This window comes from Flavobacterium sp. 40-81 (assembly GCF_001898245.1).
Classification (GTDB): Bacteria; Bacteroidota; Bacteroidia; order Flavobacteriales; family Flavobacteriaceae; genus Flavobacterium; species Flavobacterium inviolabile.
Genome location: NZ_MKTM01000005.1, coordinates 168514 through 186705, shown reverse-complemented (window position 1 = coordinate 186705; position 18192 = coordinate 168514). Strand labels below are relative to the sequence as shown.

Below are 18192 nucleotides of genomic sequence, written 5' to 3'. Positions count from 1 at the left end.
TTTATCTAATTGTTTTTTAGAAGGGCAATATTTGACTAACTTAACTTTAACGAGTAGAAGTTTTAATACTCCATTGCTTGGTGAAAACATTATAACTATTTCAACTTTGGTAATAACGATATTAAGTTAAATTAGATGCTCATCTGATTATAGTTATATAGGGCTTAATCATCCGGGTTTTATTGTTATTTCAATAACAGGGATGTTTTTATATTAAGACACAAAATTTTCTGTATCAGAAACAGATTTTCATGATAAACCCTTTGAAATCTATAGGTAAGAATTGTGTCAAAAAACTCTTGCCTTGGCAAAAAAAACACTAAGAAATGACGAAGGTAAAAAAGAAAAATTAAAACAATAGTTTTAAGGAAGTGATTAAAAATCCGAATCCTAACTTTTGAGGATTCGGATTTGATTTATCTGTTTATTTTTAATAGAAATTTACCATCCTAAATAATATTCCGGACTAAGCCAAAACGGACGTTCCATTCCGAAATATTCCTGAAGCATTTTTTCGGCTTCACAAAATGCGCCTTCAACCCATCCCTGCTGGTCGGAATAAGCTTCTCCGCAAATATGGATCTGCTCGTCGGCTTTTGGTTTACGCATATACGGCATCACGTGTTTTACCGAATAACCGGCTTTCCAGGCGTGGTAACCGGCACCGAAAGGATCGTCTGTCCAGTCTTTAAAATAGGTTACATACGGTTCCGGTATGGTAACATCGTCACCGTGTAGCTCGCGAAGCTGGTTCATTACTTCACCCACCATCATTTTGGTTGCCTGCACATCATTTAACTGAAGCAGCTCTTTTAATGATGCCGATTTTGCCGGTTTAACCTCAAACAGTATTTTGTCGTCAGAAAGGGCTTTCCAGAACGTTTCCGTTTCCATATCGCCGTAACTGCCCAATAGCATGGAGTTATCGTTATTAGGGTCGGTGCCGAAATAGTAACACTGGCGCATTGGTAAATCGGTAATGGAGTGGCCGGAATCAATTCCCAGCTCTTTCCACCACGGATAAGGGAAACCCATTAATATTTTAAAGGACGGTTCCATAATTACCGAACGGATATTTTTGTTGAGCACCTCATTTTCATTAATGTCAAAAAAGAAGTTTTCCTGATCCAGAAGTTCCAGGGATCTTCTCGGCATTGCCAGAACCAGCGTGTTGGCATATACTTTCCATTGGGTGTTTGTTTTCAGATTCAGGAACGTAAGCTCATATTTGTGAGTGCCGATTTTGTGGTTTTTGCTAAACGTTATTAATTTGTTTTCCGACCAGATGCAGGCACCGTCATTTTCCATATAAGTATTGGCAAGGGCATAGGCAATGCTGTCGTAACCTTCTTTAATCGTTTTGTAAACCGGGTTTGAAGAAAAATCACCAACCATATACGGAAACGCTTCGGCCGAATTCCAGTTGATCGTATTGGAATAATAACCGCCGGCATTGGCTAAAAACTCATAGCCTTCCTGGGAAACCTGATCCTTGATTAAATTCCAGAAACCGATATCGTTTACTTTTCGTTTATTATACGGAGAATTGTCAAAAAGGTAGGTTAATTCCGGTTTGATATCATCCCATTCGCGGCTGGTAATTTTAAACGAATAGTCGTATTCGGAAGTTTTTTCAACCTTGTCGGAATAATTCTTAACAAACCAGGGATCGGCCATTAAAACATCATAAATGATTTTATTGAATAACTGATCCGAACTGAAACCGAAGTCGTCTTCATTTAAATAATAACGGGTCTGCAGTTTTTTGCCGGCATCCTGAGCCACATTCCAGGCATCCTGTTTGCAGCGCTCTTTTCGAAGATACATCAGTAATTTGGATGGATCTCCCATTGGGAATGGTTCCGGTGTCATGGTGCCGGACAATATCGGGATGCGTTTGGTTACACCGCCTTCGGTAACCGGATAACCTTCAATCAGGGTGGTCACAATGTCCTGTGAGGTCAGGTAGCGCATGCCGCCTAACTCTCCCCAGAAATCCATTCCGGGCAGAACTACCGATTCCAGTCGGCCGCCCAGTTTGCTGTTCATATCAAAGATCTGTACCTGATCGGCTTTGAATTTTTTATCCTGTACCAATCGGTAAGCGGTGTATAAACCGGAAGTTCCGGCGCCTATAACGGCTACTTCTATTTTTAAATCGGGATGCTTACCCGAATTTAAAGGGGTGTTTTTATTCATGGATATTAGCGGTTAAGTTAAAATGCTTTAAAAAATCGATCTCCTAACTGGAAAGGAGAAATGTCGAATGCGGTAGTGCCGTCCAGGGCCATATCGGACAAAATTTTACCCAGGAAAGGCGTGAATTTTGCGGCCCATCCGGTTGCGTAGACAACAATGTTTTTATGATTGGGGACATAATAGGGGGCAAAATCGATCAATAACTCTTTATTCGGGATTTTACTCAGGGCAATCAGACAGGTGGATGTATAGTACGGTTCCGGATCTAATCCCGTCATGTGATCTTTAATCCATTGGGAAGTATAGGCAAGCTCCTGTTCGTTAGGAATAAAGCTCCTGTCGTTCGGTTCCGGAATATCGTTGATAACGAAATCGGGTGCAACCCTGATGTATTCCGGGTGATCCCAGTCTACTTCCGGGAAGCCGTAAAACTGGTTGCCGTTTTCTCCTTCCGGATTCTGGAATACAAACCAGGTTGGGTACTGTATGGAAGGATCGGTCTTTTTAAAATAGGCAGATGCCATATTCCAGTAAGTTGCCTCTATCGTAAAATGCAGTAAATTAATAATGCTGTTTACATAAGGTCCCGGTACCACTACAATTTTTTTGGAAATATACACGCCGTTAGGAGTGGTGACTTCAAACAAATGGTCGGCCTGTTTGATTTTAATCACCGGAGACTGCTCCTCTAAGGTTGTATGAGGGTCTTTCTTGCAAAGTTCCAATAACGTTTCTATCGTGGCTTTAAAATTGATACTGGCGCCGTCCGGCTGGAACAGACCGGTATAGGTTTTCGGTAAATTTTTAAAATGGTATTTTTCTTCTATTTCTTTTGACGTTAGCGTTGTGTAAGGCACATTCAGGGCTTCCAAAGCCTTTTCGGCTTCGGCAATATTGCCTTCGGTAGAATGAACAGCCGGATCGCCAAACCAGAGTGTGCCAACCTTGTCACGCAATGGTACGGAAGTATGACTTTGCAGTTCTTCCCAGAAAGGCTCCGAGTCCAGAGCCATCTGCACCATATATTCTTCCGGATACGGAATTCGGAACTGACGCGAAACCCCGGCAGAACTGCCTTGCTGGTTCACAAATGTAAATTGCTCTAAAACCAGTGTGCGGGCTTTTCGTTTGCCCAGGTGATAGGCTGTAGCCAGGCCCATAGCACCACCGCCCATGACAATCACATCATAGTGGTTGTTTGTATTTTCTTTCATAACGATATTTGTTGTGTGGTTTGGTGTTATCGCTTTCAAAAGGAATACAGCCTGTATTGCCTTTTGAAGAGGAATAGCGTGAAGCTATCCGTTTCAATATGAAGATAAAATTAGGGGCAAATTTTAAAGCGTTTGCCAGTATAAACACCTGTTTTTAACACTTTCCGGCTACGAAGAAAATGCCGTTTGGCAATAGAAAGTACGCGGTTTAATGACCGCAATGCAGACAGTTGTCCGGTAACTATTTTATAGCAGAACTAGAGGAAAAGAGGTAGATTTCCGGGTGTTTTAGGAATGGTGTTCCGGGAGTATTTTATAAGCTATAAATGAGCTGCAATAAGAATTTGTTTTCGGTAAATGTATTTTTGGTTTTAAAGAATTGATTTTTATCATCACTCTTGCTGAAAAATAAATGATTGGATTTTCCGGAGTTAAAATGCAGGGCAACCGAAATGTGGCTTGATATGGCATGCTGCAATTCAACAAGGTAGCCTATCTGTAGTGCTTCGGCTTTAAAACGCTGTGTCTCGTCAAAGATTAAAGGCAGCTTTCCGGAAGAACCGATAAACTGGGCTTTATAAGTGCTTGTGCTGGCAAACGCCCCTATGGAAGGCGTGAATTTGTTTATTCTGTAATAGAGTTGAACCGGAAGCTGTAGCTGGAAATTTTTGTTGTCAATAGCCTGGAAAAGTTTAGGAGCATTATTGTTTGTAAAATAATAACCGTTAAGGATACCGTCATTTTGTGAGGCATTGAACGAGAAGGAGCCCATCCAATAAAAGGCGTCAATTCCTATTCCAACAGAAAAACCGGAATTAAAAAGGGCTTTTCGTGTCCAGATGCCCAAACCAATACCGGTAGTATTCGGAGCATTCATTTCTTTAAACAGACTGTTGCGGGCGATACCAAGATGCAATTTCCCGCCAAAAAACCAGGTTTGTTTTTTCTCTTTATCCATTCGTTTTTTATCAGTGACCAAAATAAGAGTGTCGATTGCGACCTGGAATTTTTTTCCGTTTTGAACCAATTCCAGTTTGTCTTTTTTATTGGTTTCCGAAGTAAAAACGGCTTTGTCTATTTTGGTAAACGGTTTTTCTACAAAAACAGTGTCGTATACAACGACCTCTTCATAAACAAAAATAGTGTCTGTTTTTTTTTCCTGCGAAAAAACAAAACCGGTAAAGGCTAAAAAAAAGATCAGGATTTTATCTCGTAACATAAATAGTGTCTTTTTTTACAATTTGTTTCTTAATGACAACTACTTTTTGAGGTTCTTCTTTTATCGAATCTTTTTGTGTTGTAACTATTGGGTTTGCCGTAGTATTCGGAGCATTATTTTTCAAAACCGTTGCTTTTTCCGGAGTGGAAACCGCTTCCGTTTTATCTGGTTTTGGAGTGTTGGTAGTTTTGTTTTGTACGGAATCTGTTGTGTTTACCAGTAATTGATCTGTAGTGGTGTTTTTTACCGGTTTCATATTGGATTCCGGTTCATTTTTTGGTGAAATAGTTTTATGGTTGTAGGTATAAGCATAAAAAATAACCCCGATTATCCCCGATAAAACAATGCTTGCAGCTATGGTCCTTGATGCGGAAGCTATTTTAGGTAAACCGATAAACTCGTTTGGAATGAGTGATTTTTCCGGATTTAATTCTAATTTTTTCTGTGGTTTTATTTCAAAATCCCGGAACTGTTTTTGGCAATAATTGGCAAACATCTGGTTTCCGAATCCCAGGAAAAGTAAAAAAGCAATGCGGCGTTTCTTTTTCTTGTCAACCGGTTTTCCCTGTATTTTTTCGAGTAAAAATGCCTGAATCGCTTTCCGGGCTCTGGACAGATGTGATTTTGAAGTGCCGGTTGAGATATGGAGTATTTTGCCAATTTCACTATGCGAAAACTGGTCGATGACATATAGGTTAAAAACGGATTTATGATGTTCCGGCAATTGATCGATTGCTTCTAAGATGTCATTTTTTTCTAAATCAGAAGTCAGAAGGATGCTTTTGATATCGGTTTCTAAGGTATTCATAAGGGTAGTTGAATCAACAATTTCACAGTCCTGATCGGTTGAGAAGTTTATTTTTTTGGTCTCTTTTAAATGATGGATAGCCATGTTAATCACAATTCTGCTTAACCAGCCATTTAAAGCGTTTGCGTCTTTCAGCGTGTTTTCCTTTTGGATCGCTACAATAAAAGAATCCTGTATAATATCTTCGGCAGTGGCAAGATCTTTTATATACCTGCGACAAATCCCCAGTAATTTTGGGGATGTGCTGATGTAAATTTCATTCCAGTTGAAGGTTGCCATATTCTAATTTTGAACCACAAAAACCGACATAAATGTGCCATCGGAGTCATTTATATGCATCGTTTCCACGCCGTTTACAATTAAATAGCTGCTATAGCCATCTCCTAGTGCTGCCTGTGTTATCTTGTAGGCACCATTGTTTTGAATTTTAAAATCGACAATACCTCCCAACTCCGGCTGACTGTTGTCGAATACAACGCTGTTTTTGTAAATGGTGTTAGAGCCGTTTGTAAGATACATGTCATTTGCAAAATACATTTTTGTAATTCCGTTTATGGGTGCCGGAAGTGAGATTTCGGAGTTGGTGTTTATGTTTTTATAATAACCGGCATTATTCAATACTCCGTAGGCAAATGCTTCGTTGTTGCTTACGGCCAGACCGTTTATTATGGCATTTGGAATCTCGTTAAAAACGCTGTTTGCATAATACCCATTAATTGTTTCGTTGCCGCTGCCTGAAGCCGTTATATAAACATTGTTGTTTAGTACTTTTATTTTAGGCAGGTTATGCACGTGGCTGCCATAATTGCGAACGCTTGTTTTAACGCCGTTTTTCCAATAGGCAAGCGTATAGTCGTCAAAAGTTATGATCGGTTTTTTTGTGTAGCCAACAAAATAAACATCATTTCCGATTACTTCCATATCAGTAATGCTCACCACCTGTTCCTCATTTGTGCTTAAGCTGGTTTTCAGATTTGTGAAAACCCCGTTTTTCCAAAACATCGGAACTGTTTCGAGAACCGTTGTTCCAACGCCTATACCCAAAACATAAACATTGCTGTTTGCTACGATCACTTTGTTTGCCATAGTACCCGAATAGCCTCCGGAATCTAATGTATTAGGCTGGTTGTTTTTCCAATAACAGGCCTGACTGTCTTTTTGACCGGCAACATAAACCTCTGCAGCATTGGTGGCTGTCGAATTAAAAACCAGGTCCTCACTACAGGACGTTTGTAATAAACCGGTTGCCAGGATTAGAACAAGTAGTATTTTTTTCATAATAAAAATAAATTAGGTTAATATACTTTAAATTTATTATAAGAGTGAAAAATCAATAAGGGTTGCAGTAAATAAATAAAAATAAAGCAAAAAAACAGCTCCGGATATAATGGAATCGGAATTGTCAATCTTGATTTTAATGTTAAGCAGTAGTTTTTTGAGAAGTATATAAGAGTGCAGGTATTGCTAAAAAGACAAAACGCTTTGACGTGTTGTTTAATCAACTTGTCAAAGCGTTTATTTAAGTGGTGCCTCCAGGAATCGAACCAGGGACACATGGATTTTCAGTCCATTGCTCTACCAACTGAGCTAAGGCACCGTCCTTATTGCGGGTGCAAATATAGAATTGTTTTTTTGTTTTCCAATGCTTTTTTATGAAAAAATGTAATAAAAAACGTAACTGCTTAGTGGGTAATGTTTTAGTTTTTTGGAATTATGGCATCACTTATCGCTTTGGTTTGCTGCTTAGGTAAAAAGTGATTTCACTATTGTCATAAACTTCACTGTGCAGTAAATAATTCCGGTCAATTTCGTTACCGTTTAAAGTCACTTTCTGTACATATACATTTTCCGGAGCCTGGTTAACGGTTTTTATTTTTAAGGTTTTTCCGTTTTCAAGCTGTAAGGTTGCCGCTTTAACCATCGGACTGCCGATCGCGTACTGGTCGGAGCCGGGCAGTACCGGGTAAAATCCGAGCGCGCTAAAAATATACCAGGCACTCATCTGGCCGGCATCGTCGTTACCGCACAAACCGTCAATAGAATTGGAATACATGGTATTCATGATCATACGAACGCGTTCCTGGGTTTTCCACGGTTTGTTTGTCCAGTTGTACAGGTACGGAATGTGGTGCCCGGGCTCGTTTCCGTGTACATAACTGCCAATGATACCGTCGCGGGTAATGTCTTCATTTTTTTCGATATACTTATCGGCAAGCTTGATTGTAAAGATCTGGTCCAGATGGTTGGAGAATTTGTTTTTCCCGCCCATCATTTCGATCATGTCGTCAATTTTATGCGGAACATACAAGCCGTAATTCAAGGCGTTGCCTTCAATGAAGCCCTGTCCGTGAGTGTCTAACGGATCAAAATTTTCCCGCCATTTTCCGTCACTTAATTTCGGACGCATATAGCCAATGGAAGGATCGTAAACATTCTTGTAGTTTTCGGAACGTTTGGTAAATGTTTCATAGTCTTTGGTTGCCTTTGCTTTTTTGGCAATTTGCGCGATACACCAGTCGTCATAAGCGAATTCCAGTGTTTTGGAAACGGAATTGCTGCTTTTGTTTTCCGGAACATAACCAAGCTGCATATAGCTGTCCAGGCCGTCGAAATACGGAACGGTCGCGGTATTTTTTCCGGCAGTCAGGGCGCGGTTAAGGTCGATGTCGGTAGTGTTTTTGGCAATGGCATCGGCAATAACAGAAATGGAGTGGTAGCCGATCATGCACCAGTTTTCGTTGGCATAATGGCTCCATACCGGAAGCATTTTGTGAACACTTTGGTCGTGATGAGCCAGCATGGACTTGATCATGTCGTTGTTGCGTTTCGGCTGGATGATGTTGAATAGCGGGTGTAAAGCCCTGTAGGTATCCCATAAGGAAAATACGGTGTAATTGGTAAATCCTTCCGATTGGTGGATGTTCTGATCCAGTCCGCGGTAGTTTCCGTCTGCATCTTCATATAGGATAGGTCCCAGCATGGTGTGGTACAGTGCGGTGTAGAACGTTTCTTTCTCTGCGGGAGTAGTGGTTTCAACGGTAACTTTGGCCAACTCTTTATTCCATTTTTGCTGGCTTTCCTGTTTTGTTTTTTCAAAGTTCCAGCCCGGAATTTCCGTTTTCAGGTTTAATAAAGCTCCGGCGGTGCTCACGGAGGACAGTGCGAATTTTACACCGATTTTTTCGTTTTCATCCGTTTTGAAATTAAAGTAAGCGCGGATATTTTTCCCAGCCATTTCAGGGAAATTTTCTTCTTCATTAAAGCGTCCGTAAAAACCTTTATACGGTGTCTTGTCATATTTTTTATGACCGTAGGAAGCAAAGGGTTTGGAGAACTGCATGGCAAAATACACTGTGCGTGTTCTTCCCCAGCCATTGGTCTGGCGGTAGCCGGTCACGGTGGAATCGTTTTCTACGCGAACAAAGACCCAGGTGTTTTTATCGTCATAGTTATAGATGTTGTACATCAGGTCCAGCAGGATGTGTGCTGAATCGGATTTTGGAAAGGTGTATTGATGATATCCTACGCGGTCGCTGGCGGTTAATTCTGCTTTAATGTTGTAGCTGTCCAGCTGTACTTTGTAGTAGGCCGGTTTGGCCACTTCGGTAGTGTGGGAAAATGTCGAAAAATAACCGCTGCCGGGTTCATTGGCTTTGCCGGGATTTAACTGTAGTTTTCCGGTTGTGGGCATGATCAGGAAATCGCCCAGATCGGCATGTCCGGTTCCGCTGAAATGAGTATGGCTGAATCCGAAGATTGTGGTGTCGTCATATTGGTAGCCGGCACAATATTTATAAGTGTCGGGATTGTATTTGCCATCTGCAAACATGTTCACATTGTTGGTTTCCGGACTTAGCTGTACCATACCGAATGGGGTTGTAGCACCCGGAAAAGTGTGTCCCATTTTGTGTGTTCCGATCATTGGATTTACAAAGTCGATCATTTGATGAGCGGTTTGGTTAGGATTGTTTTGTCCGAAACAAACAGTTGTTACGGTTAGTAGTAAGCCTGCTATTTTTGAGTTCATGTTTTGGGAATCAGATTGGATATCAAAGATAAAGATTTCAGTGCTATTGTAATAGCGGGATGTGGTGTTAAATGTTTATGAAAAAAAGGATTGTAATTTAGCAAGATAGGACAGGTGTAAAAGACCGCTGCGTTATACTTTTGAGGAAACAAATAAGCCTATTGAATATGGTAAAAACAGAATTGTTTGTCCGGTTTTCGCACTTTATCATGACGTTCAGCATTGTCTTTAATGTGTGGTATGTTTCAGGGAATAACGCCGGTAAGGTTTTGGGAACCGGATGGCTTGTCAATATACTGATTGTGATGGTTTTTATTGCCGGGGTATATGCGGCAGAAATAATAAAGCTTTTAGGGTTATAATATAAAGAAAGTATGGAACAGCGAATAGCAACGATAGCAGAATATAAAAAACAGATTAATGTAATTGTGGAATACATTAATAATCATCTGGATGAACCGGTTGACCTGGTAAAACTGGCGGCAATAAGTCACTTTTCTCCGTATCATTTTCACCGCATAACCCGCGCTTTTATCGGAGAGCCCATCGGGAGTTATATTGTCCGGGTACGGCTGGAAACTGCGGCGAAACTAATCCGGTATACAGATTTTTCCATTTCGGAAATTGCTTATAAAGTGGGCTATGAAGTGCCTACTTCGCTTTCCAAAGCATTCCGGCAGCAATATGGTATTTCGCCATTGGATTACAGAACTAATAAAGAATATAAGATTATGAAAACAGCAGAAAAAAATGTACCGTTAAATATTACCGGTTTTAAAGTAATGGATATTGTGGCCAAACAGCTCATTTATATCAATCTCTCCGGTCAATACGGAAGTCTGGATTTTGCAGGATCCTGGCAGCGTTTGTGGCAGTTTGTAAAAGAGCATAAACTATTTTCGGCCGGAATGGAGCATCTGGCTATTTATTATGATGATCCTAAAGTGACGAAAAGTGAGAAGCTGCGTACAGATATTTGTCTTGCCGTTAAAAAGGAAGCGAAGCCGCAGGGCGATATCGGCGTGAAAGAAATAAAAGGCGGGAAATTTGCCGTGTTTCTTTATAAAGGGCCTTACTATAATCTGGATGCGGTTTACGACAGGATTTACGGTACGCTTTTGCCGGAGAAGAATCTTCAGTTAAGGGATTATCATTCCTTTGAGAAGTATTGTAATAATCCGGACAAAACGGAACCGGAAAAACTAAAAACGGAAATTTATATACCTGTTGAATAATACAGGAGACTGCCGGATTGGGCAGTGGATTTACCGCAAAATAAAACCCCTGAATGATAAATCCAGGGGTTTATTTGTTTTGCGATTTTCTAGTGGTGCCTCCAGGAATCGAACCAGGGACACATGGATTTTCAGTCCATTGCTCTACCAACTGAGCTAAGGCACCTTCCTTATTGCGGGTGCAAATATAGGGGCATTTTTTATTTATCCAAAACAATTTGATAAAAAAATCTATTTGTATCTTTGAAATCTAATTAAAGAAAGAATGCTTTTAGCTATAGATGTTGGAAATACAAGAATAAAAGCGGCTGTATTTGAGGGGGATACCTTTGTTCTGGATGCGGTTTTTGATAAAAAAGAAGCGGTTGAAAAACTGGAAAATATTTTTCGGCAGTACCCGGTAATTACGAAGGCAACGCTGTCCAGGGTCGGTTTTTTGGATGAAACGGTTCTGGAATGGCTTGAAAAGAGAGTAGAGTTGTATAAAATAACGTCCGATAGCAGCATGCCTTTTGAAAACCGCTATGAAACGCCTAAAACCTTGGGTGTAGACAGAATGGTGCTGGCAGCCGGAGCGGTTTTTAAATACCCGAAACAAAACCGGCTGATTATCGATTCCGGAACCTGTATTACCTATGATTTTGTTGATGCAGACGATAATTACCTGGGTGGAGCCATTTCGCCGGGATTTCGCCTCCGCTATGAAGCCCTGCATAATTATACGGCAAAACTGCCGTTATTAACTCTGGAAAGTCCTGAGGGTTTTATTGGTGACTCCACAAAACAGGCGATACATTCGGGTGTGGTGAATGGGGTTTTACAGGAAATAGACGGATTTATAGAACGCTATCGTGAACAATATCAAGTTTTAACAGTAATTTTAACAGGTGGTGATACGGATTTTTTGGCGAAAAGAGTAAAAAACACCATATTTGCCAATCCAAATTTTCTATTGGAAAGTTTGAACCATTTATATCAATATACAATCAACAAATGATTAAAAAGATAATTCTAGGCATTAGTTTGCTTTTTTCTTCTGTGATTTTTGCGCAGGAAGGTACCGCTTCACCTTATTCGTTTTACGGTATTGGCGATGTTAAATACAGAGGAACGCATGAAAACAAGGCAATGGGAGGTTTGGGGATATTACCGGATAGTATTCACCTTAATCTGCAAAACCCGGCATCACTTGCCTCTTTAAAGCTAACCGCCTTTACAGTGGGAGCCACTACTAAGAATACGACTTTTAAGAACGAGACCCAGAAAGAAACAGCCAGCAGAACAACTTTTGATTATCTGGCTTTAGGATTTCCGATCAGCCCGAAAATGGGAGTGTCTTTTGGTTTGATGCCGTATTCCTCTGTAGGATATAAAGTGGATCAGAAAACAACAACCTCATTATCTACCGGAGAAACAGCAAATATTGATAAGCGATTCACAGGTGAAGGAGGCGTTAATAATGTATTTTTAGGATTAGGATATAAAATTACTTCAAAATTGAGCATCGGAGCTGATTTTCAATATAACTTCGGAAGAGTGGAAACAAAATCGGTTGGATTTGTTGAAGATGTTCACTTAGGAAAAAGAGAAATCAATACGTCGCGATACAGTGGTGTTGCTTTTAATACCGGATTGATCTATCAGACAAAATTAAATAAGAAATATGACTGGATCAGCAGTTTAACGTATTCACCTAAAAGCACGCTGAAATCGGATAACACCGGATCGGTAGCAACCATTACCTATTCGGCTAACGGATCGGAACTGGTTTCGGATACTAAAGATTATGATCCTACAAGAACCGATTTCGAACTACCGGCTAAATATGCTTTGGGAACCGGTATCGGAGTTACTAAAAAATGGTTTGTGGGAGCAGAAATTACCATGCAGGATAAAAGTAAATTCTTAAACCGTTTTGACGAAATCACGAATGTGGAATTCGAAAAATCACAGCGATATGTTATCGGAGGGTACTTCACTCCTAAATTTAACTCTTTTACAAGCTATTTTGACAGAGTTACCTACAGAGCCGGTTTCCGATATGAAAATACAGGATTGGTAATCAACAATCAGTCCATTAAAGATTACGGGATTAATGCCGGTTTCGGATTCCCGATCGGAAAAAGTTTGTCAAACCTGAATATTGGTTTTGAATACGGAAGCAAAGGAACGACAAGCAGTAACCTTATCAAGGAAAACTATTTCAGCGTTTATATCGGTCTTTCCGTAAACGATTTGTGGTTTAAGAGAACAAAATACGAATAGTATATAACCTGATTGTAAGACGATGAAGGTCAAGTCTAAAAAATATCTTTTACATGTAGTCACAGTTCTTGCTGTGACTCTGTTTTTTTCATGCGAAAGCAATTTCAAAGAGGTACAGCGAATTAATGCCGTTCCGTTTTCTCCCATTGGCGAAGCGGAAAACGTTAATCTGAAATATACCGATTCCGGAAAGATAAAAGCGATATTGGTAAGTCCGAAGCTGCTGGATTTCTCAAATTTAAAATATCCTTATACCGAATTTCCAAAAGGAGTGTTTGTAACGCTTTTTGATGAAAAAGCACAAAAAAGCTATGTGGAGTCGGATTATGCCATTACCTATGCCAAAACAGATATTATTGATTTGCAGGGGCATGTGAAGATTACATCCAGCGACGGTAAAGTCCTGCAGACGGAACAATTGTATTACGATCAGAAAAATGAATGGTTTTTTACCGAGAAATACTTTAAATTTACAGATGCCAATAGTTATCTGGAAGGAAAAGGAATCGATTTTAGTAAAGATTTTTCGGTTATGAATGCCCAACAGAATAGAGGAGAAATATCAAAATTGGAATAAATTATGGGAGTTTTAAAATATGTTCATTATCTGTATATCGTTGTTGCAGTATTGTTTATTTATGAAGGTTTAACGCAATTACAGGCAGGAGAAAATTATATCATCAGTTTTCTTTTTGCGGCAGCGGCACTTTTTATGTTCTTCTTCAGACGCCATTTCTCCGATAAAATGAAAAGGTAGTACCCCCAAAAAACAAGTATATGGAAATTGCGATAATCATAAGCTGTTTAATACTTTCCGCCTTCTTTTCTGGAATGGAAATCGCTTATATCGCTTCCAATAAAGTCTATCTGAGCATTGAGAAAAAACAAAATACCTTTTTCTCGAAAATACTGTCCAGACTAACCGAAAAACCGTCCCGATTCATCGCCTCGATGCTGTTGGGCAAGAGCATTGTTTTTTCTATTTATGGTTATTTTTCCAGTGCACTTGTGGTTCAGCTGCTGCGGGAGCAGGGCGTGGCATTCACTCCTTTTGTAATGCTCATAATGCAGGTGGTGATTGCAACACTGCTGATTTTGCTGACTTCCAGTTTTTTGCCCAAAGTGATCTTTCAGATTTACCCGAATACCTTAATAAAAGTACTGGCATTGCCGGCCTATGGATTTTACCTGCTTTTTTCCGGGATTTCAAAAATTATTGTCGGCATAGCCGATAAAGTAATCGTTTGTGTTTTTAAGCTGGAAAGCGATAAAGAACAGCTGTCTTTTAATAAAGGCGAACTGGGGACCTATATCAGCGAGCAGATGAATGCGGCCGAAAATCAGGAGGAAATAGATACCGAAATACAGATATTTCAGAATGCCCTCGAATTTTCCGATTTAAAAGTCCGTGATATTATGACGCCCAGAACGGAGATTTCGGCAGTAGAAATTGAAGACCCTGTTAGCGAATTAAGGGAATTGTTTATTGAAACCGGATATTCCAAGATCGTGGTCTATAACGATACCCTGGACAATGTGGTCGGATATGTGCACTCTTTTGAACTGTTTAAAAAACCGGTGGATATTAAAACCGTCATGATCCCGATAGAATATGTGCCGGAAACGGTTTTAATAAAGGAAGTTCTGGATATACTGACCAAGAAACGGAAAAGTATGGCGGTTGTAATGGACGAATATGGCGGCACGTCGGGTATCGTTACCGTGGAGGATATCATTGAGGAGCTTTTTGGTGAAATCGAAGACGAGCACGATCTGGAAGAATTGATCGAAGAAAAAAGAAAAGATAATTCCTATTTATTTTCGGCCCGGTTAAACGTAGAATACGTTAATCAGAAATACAGTCTGAAAATTCCGGAGAGCGATTCCTATGTTACCCTGGGAGGCTTTATCGTGCACGCTACAAAGGAAATCCCGCAGGAAGGACAGGAATTGAACCTGCACAATTTTAAAATACTGATTCGGGAAGCATCCAATAAAAAAATTGAACTAATTGAGGTTCGCATCCGGGAATAAAGAAATATCCCAATAAAAAAGTAAAAATAATTGAAAATATAGCGACACATCTTTTATTATTAAATAGATAATTGTATTTTCGCCCACTGAATAAAAAAAATAATCATATAAGATGGCAGTTTTATCAAAAATTAGACAACGTTCGATTCTTTTAATTGGGGTTATCGGATTTTGTTTGTTAGCATTCGTAGTTGGTGACGTTATCAACAGCGGAGGGTTTAGACAAAGTTCACGCAACGTGGGGAGTGTTAATGGAGTAGATATCTCAGCTCAGGAATTTTTGCAGAAAGTAGCAATGGCCGAAAAAAACGGTCAGGGAATTACGAATACGCAAGCTTCAAACGGAGTTTGGGATCAGGAAGTTAAGCAAATCCTTCTAGGTGCTGAATTTGAAAAATTAGGATTGAAAATCGGAAAAGACCAAATGGTTAATGTTATCAAACAAAACCCGAATTTCGCACAGGATCCAAGATTCTTAAATGCTGCCGGTCAATTTGATAATAATAAATTCAACGAATTCGTAGCGAGCATCCGTTCGTCTCAGCCGGATCAGTGGAAAAACTGGTTGGATTATGAGAAACAATTGGAGCAGATGGCAACCGAGCAAATGTACTATACCATGATCAAAGCTGGTCTTGTAGTTACTAAAAATGACGGTAAAGAAGCTTACGGAAGAGAAAATAACAAAGTTAACTTTGATTATGTAGCCGTTCCTTATACAACAATCAATGACGATCAGGTGAAAGTTTCTGATACTGAAATCATGGATTATGTTAAGAAAAACAGCAAAAAATATAAATCAGACTTTTCTCGTGAAGTAGAGTATGTTTTCTTTGAAAACAAACCTTCAAAAGAAGATGAGGCTGAAATGAAAACAACAATTACCGGATTATTATCAGGTAAAGTGGTTTACAATGAAAAAACAGGTACTAACGATACCTTACCTGGATTCAAAGGTGCTAAAAACGTAGAAGAGTTTGTAAATGCAAATTCGGATGTAAAATTCGATTCTTCTTATGTAGCTAAAAAAGACCTTCCTTTAGAAAACCAGGAGCAATTATTCAACCTTCCGGTTGGAGAAGTTTTCGGACCATACATTCATGACGGTTACTACTGTCTTTCTAAAATGATGGGAAGAAAAGGAAATGCTACGGCAAAAGCAAGCCACATTTTAGTAGGATTTGCTGGTAAAATGCCAGGTATTACAAGAACTAAAGAAGAAGCAAAAGCAAAAGCAGAAGACTTGTTAAAACAAGCTTTGGCTAATCCTGCAAACTTTGCAATGTTGGCGATGACCAATACAGATGATCCGGGTTCTAAACAAACAGGTGGTGAGTATGACAACATCAGACCGGGACAAATGGTAAAAACATTCAACGATTTCGTTTTCAACAACCCGGTTGGAAAAATCGGATTGGTTGAAACAGAATACGGATATCACGTTATCAAAATTACCGATAAATATGATGCGGTTCGTTTAGCGACAATTGCACAAAAAATCGAGCCGTCTGAGGCAACTGCTGATGCGATTTACGTAAAAGCTACAAAATTAGAAGCAGAAGCTGCTGATAAAGATTTTGACAAAGTAGCTAAAGAAATGGGATTGGCGGTAGTACCGGCTATGAACGTTAAAGCTACAGACGAAAGCTTACCGGGAATTCAAAATCAAAGACAAATCGTACTTTGGGCTTTCAATAAAGATACTAAAGAAGGTGCGGTTAAGAAATTTGACAACCTGGAAGGACACATCATTGCGAAATTGAAAACTAAAAACGAAACAGGTTTCATTGGTTTAGAAGAAGCAAAACAAGTGGTAGCGCCAATCTTAAGAAACCAGAAAAAAGCAGAATTGATCAAAGCTAAAATGACAGGTTCTACTTTAGAAGCTGTAGCTCAGAAATCGGGCGCAACTGTTGGACTGGCTACTAATGTAACACTTGATAACCCAAGTATTCCAAATATCGGTCAGGAGCCAAAAGTTGTTGGTACGGCATTTGGATTAGGAAACGGTAAAACGTCAAAATTAATTGAAGGACAAATGGCTGTTTTCATGATCAGAACAAAAGATGTAGTAAAAGCTCCGGCTTTACCAAACTACTCTTCTTATATCACTAAGATCAAGACACAAACACAGGGAGCTTCTACTTACAGAGTTACTGCTGCACTTAAAGCTGCTGCAAAAATCGAAGACGAAAGAGCGAATCTGCAATAGTCAAATAAGCATATATAAAAAAGGCATCCATTCGGATGCCTTTTTTTATGGTTTGTTTTTTTATAAAATCATTTCAGAATAAGGAATGATAACCGGAAAACCTTTGTCTTTAAAATACTCTTCCGGATTGTTTTTGGAAACCGCCAGCACAAAATCGCCGCCCCAGGCGCCAAGACTTTTAAGGATACCTTTAAAATCATAGAAGAAACGTTCTTTTACCGTTTCCATTTCTAAAATATCACTCAGCAGGATCTCGTGTTTTTCAAGCAGCGTTCCAAATTGCTGCAAATCGTTAGTGGCGGCTATAGCCGTTGTAATAGCGTCAATTTTAGGGATCATCGTGTCAATCCGGTGCTGTTTGTTGTAATAGCTCATGATAGCCGATTTACTGCTTTGCTTGTGGTTGAGATACACAAAGTACAGGTTACCGGTAAGGTCCGGATTAAAATCCAGCGCGGTAACGACCGGCGCTTTATCGGAATCCAGCCGGTATAAAATAGGCGTATTGTGCTGTGCACAGGCAATATCGTATCCGCTTCCGCCAAAACTGGCTTCCAGCAGCTTGTAAGCGTCAATGTTGAGCCATTGGGCAATATTGTTAATCAGGGTTGAAGAAGTGCCTAATCCCCACAAACGCGGAAATGTAAGCGTAGTGGTAATGGTATAGCCGTTTGCATCGTTCAGGAAATCCGGATTCAGGATGTTCGCTTCATGCAGTATGTCAATAAGCGTGTTTTTAATACCTGCTTCTGTATCGGCATGCTCTTTCCGGATAATGCTTTCAAATGAAATATCATCTTCAAACCACACGCTCGAATCGTTGTCGTAGCTTTTCCAGGAAATCGTTTGCTTTTTACCTTCTTCAATTTGAAGGTACTGCCCGAATTTTGTAGGCAAAGCAATGGCTGTTGCGCCATCGAGCACCATATATTCTGCGGTGAGCAAAAGCTTTCCGTTACTGTAAAAAGTTTTTTTCAAA

General features: G+C 39.8%; 15 protein-coding genes and 2 tRNA genes. 8 read left to right on the top strand and 9 right to left on the bottom strand.

From position 1 onward, the window contains the following. Nucleotides 1-441: 441 nt before the first annotated feature. The 7 genes from BGO42_RS01255 to BGO42_RS01225 form a co-directional block, all read right to left on the bottom strand. Nucleotides 442-2199 (bottom strand): flavin monoamine oxidase family protein, encoded by a 1758-nt coding sequence (locus BGO42_RS01255; protein ID WP_273244986.1) that lies wholly within the window; start codon nt 2197-2199, stop codon nt 442-444. 17 nt (nt 2200-2216) lie between these two features. Beyond that, entirely contained in the window at nt 2217-3413 is a 1197-nt protein-coding gene (locus BGO42_RS01250; protein WP_273244988.1) for an FAD-dependent oxidoreductase, read from the bottom strand. Between the two features lie 313 nt (nt 3414-3726). Beyond that, on the bottom strand, nt 3727-4632 hold the full coding sequence (locus tag BGO42_RS01245; protein WP_273244990.1) for a hypothetical protein: 906 nt from the start codon (nt 4630-4632) through the stop codon (nt 3727-3729). Further along, nucleotides 4619-5719 carry an RNA polymerase sigma factor gene (locus BGO42_RS01240; protein ID WP_273244991.1) on the bottom strand — a complete coding sequence of 367 codons (1101 nt, stop codon included), beginning with the start codon at nt 5717-5719 and terminating at the stop codon, nt 4619-4621. Before BGO42_RS01240 ends, BGO42_RS01245 begins: the two co-directional genes overlap by 14 nt. 3 nt (nt 5720-5722) lie before the next feature. Next, complete coding sequence (locus BGO42_RS01235) at nt 5723-6718, bottom strand: hypothetical protein (protein ID WP_273244994.1); 996 nt, start codon at nt 6716-6718, stop codon at nt 5723-5725. 246 nt (nt 6719-6964) lie between these two features. After that, a tRNA-Phe gene (locus BGO42_RS01230) sits at nt 6965-7037 on the bottom strand. 126 nt (nt 7038-7163) lie between these two features. Then, a complete protein-coding gene (locus BGO42_RS01225; protein WP_273244996.1) occupies nt 7164-9467 on the bottom strand; it encodes a GH92 family glycosyl hydrolase in 2304 nt (767 codons plus the stop codon). Between the two features lie 167 nt (nt 9468-9634). Here BGO42_RS01225 and BGO42_RS01220 point away from each other — a divergent pair, with 167 nt between their 5' ends. Further along, entirely contained in the window at nt 9635-9829 is a 195-nt protein-coding gene (locus tag BGO42_RS01220) for a hypothetical protein (protein WP_177730101.1), read from the top strand. A gap of 12 nt (nt 9830-9841) precedes the next feature. Continuing rightward, a complete protein-coding gene (locus BGO42_RS01215) occupies nt 9842-10702 on the top strand; it encodes an AraC family transcriptional regulator (protein ID WP_273244998.1) in 861 nt (286 codons plus the stop codon). A gap of 93 nt (nt 10703-10795) precedes the next feature. On the opposite strand, the gene BGO42_RS01210 is transcribed toward BGO42_RS01215, so the two are convergent. Further along, nucleotides 10796-10868: transfer RNA gene (locus BGO42_RS01210), tRNA-Phe, on the bottom strand. 99 nt (nt 10869-10967) lie between these two features. On the opposite strand from BGO42_RS01210, the gene BGO42_RS01205 reads away from it, so the two are divergent. From BGO42_RS01205 to BGO42_RS01180, 6 genes are all read left to right on the top strand, one after another. Next, nucleotides 10968-11699: a type III pantothenate kinase gene (locus BGO42_RS01205; RefSeq protein ID WP_177730099.1), complete on the top strand. Its 732-nt coding sequence runs from the start codon at nt 10968-10970 to the stop codon at nt 11697-11699. Beyond that, a complete protein-coding gene (gene bamG / locus BGO42_RS01200; RefSeq protein WP_177730098.1) occupies nt 11696-12967 on the top strand; it encodes a BamG family beta-barrel-assembly machinery protein in 1272 nt (423 codons plus the stop codon). The genes BGO42_RS01205 and bamG overlap by 4 nt, the downstream gene beginning before the upstream one ends. 22 nt (nt 12968-12989) lie before the next feature. After that, nucleotides 12990-13544 carry an LPS export ABC transporter periplasmic protein LptC gene (lptC, locus tag BGO42_RS01195; protein ID WP_177730097.1) on the top strand — a complete coding sequence of 185 codons (555 nt, stop codon included), beginning with the start codon at nt 12990-12992 and terminating at the stop codon, nt 13542-13544. Nucleotides 13545-13547: 3 nt separating this feature from the next. After that, nucleotides 13548-13724 carry a hypothetical protein gene (locus BGO42_RS01190; RefSeq protein WP_273245002.1) on the top strand — a complete coding sequence of 59 codons (177 nt, stop codon included), beginning with the start codon at nt 13548-13550 and terminating at the stop codon, nt 13722-13724. Between the two features lie 20 nt (nt 13725-13744). Continuing rightward, the gene (locus BGO42_RS01185; RefSeq protein ID WP_273245004.1) at nt 13745-15001 is read left to right on the top strand and encodes a hemolysin family protein; all 1257 of its coding nucleotides are present in this window, start codon (nt 13745-13747) and stop codon (nt 14999-15001) included. 112 nt (nt 15002-15113) lie between these two features. Then, a complete protein-coding gene (locus BGO42_RS01180; protein ID WP_177730094.1) occupies nt 15114-17213 on the top strand; it encodes a peptidylprolyl isomerase in 2100 nt (699 codons plus the stop codon). Between the two features lie 60 nt (nt 17214-17273). Here BGO42_RS01180 and BGO42_RS01175 read toward each other — a convergent pair whose 3' ends face one another. Then, nucleotides 17274-18191 (bottom strand): GYDIA family GHMP kinase, encoded by a 918-nt coding sequence (locus BGO42_RS01175; RefSeq protein ID WP_273245006.1) that lies wholly within the window; start codon nt 18189-18191, stop codon nt 17274-17276. Between the last annotated feature and the right edge of the window lies 1 nt (nt 18192).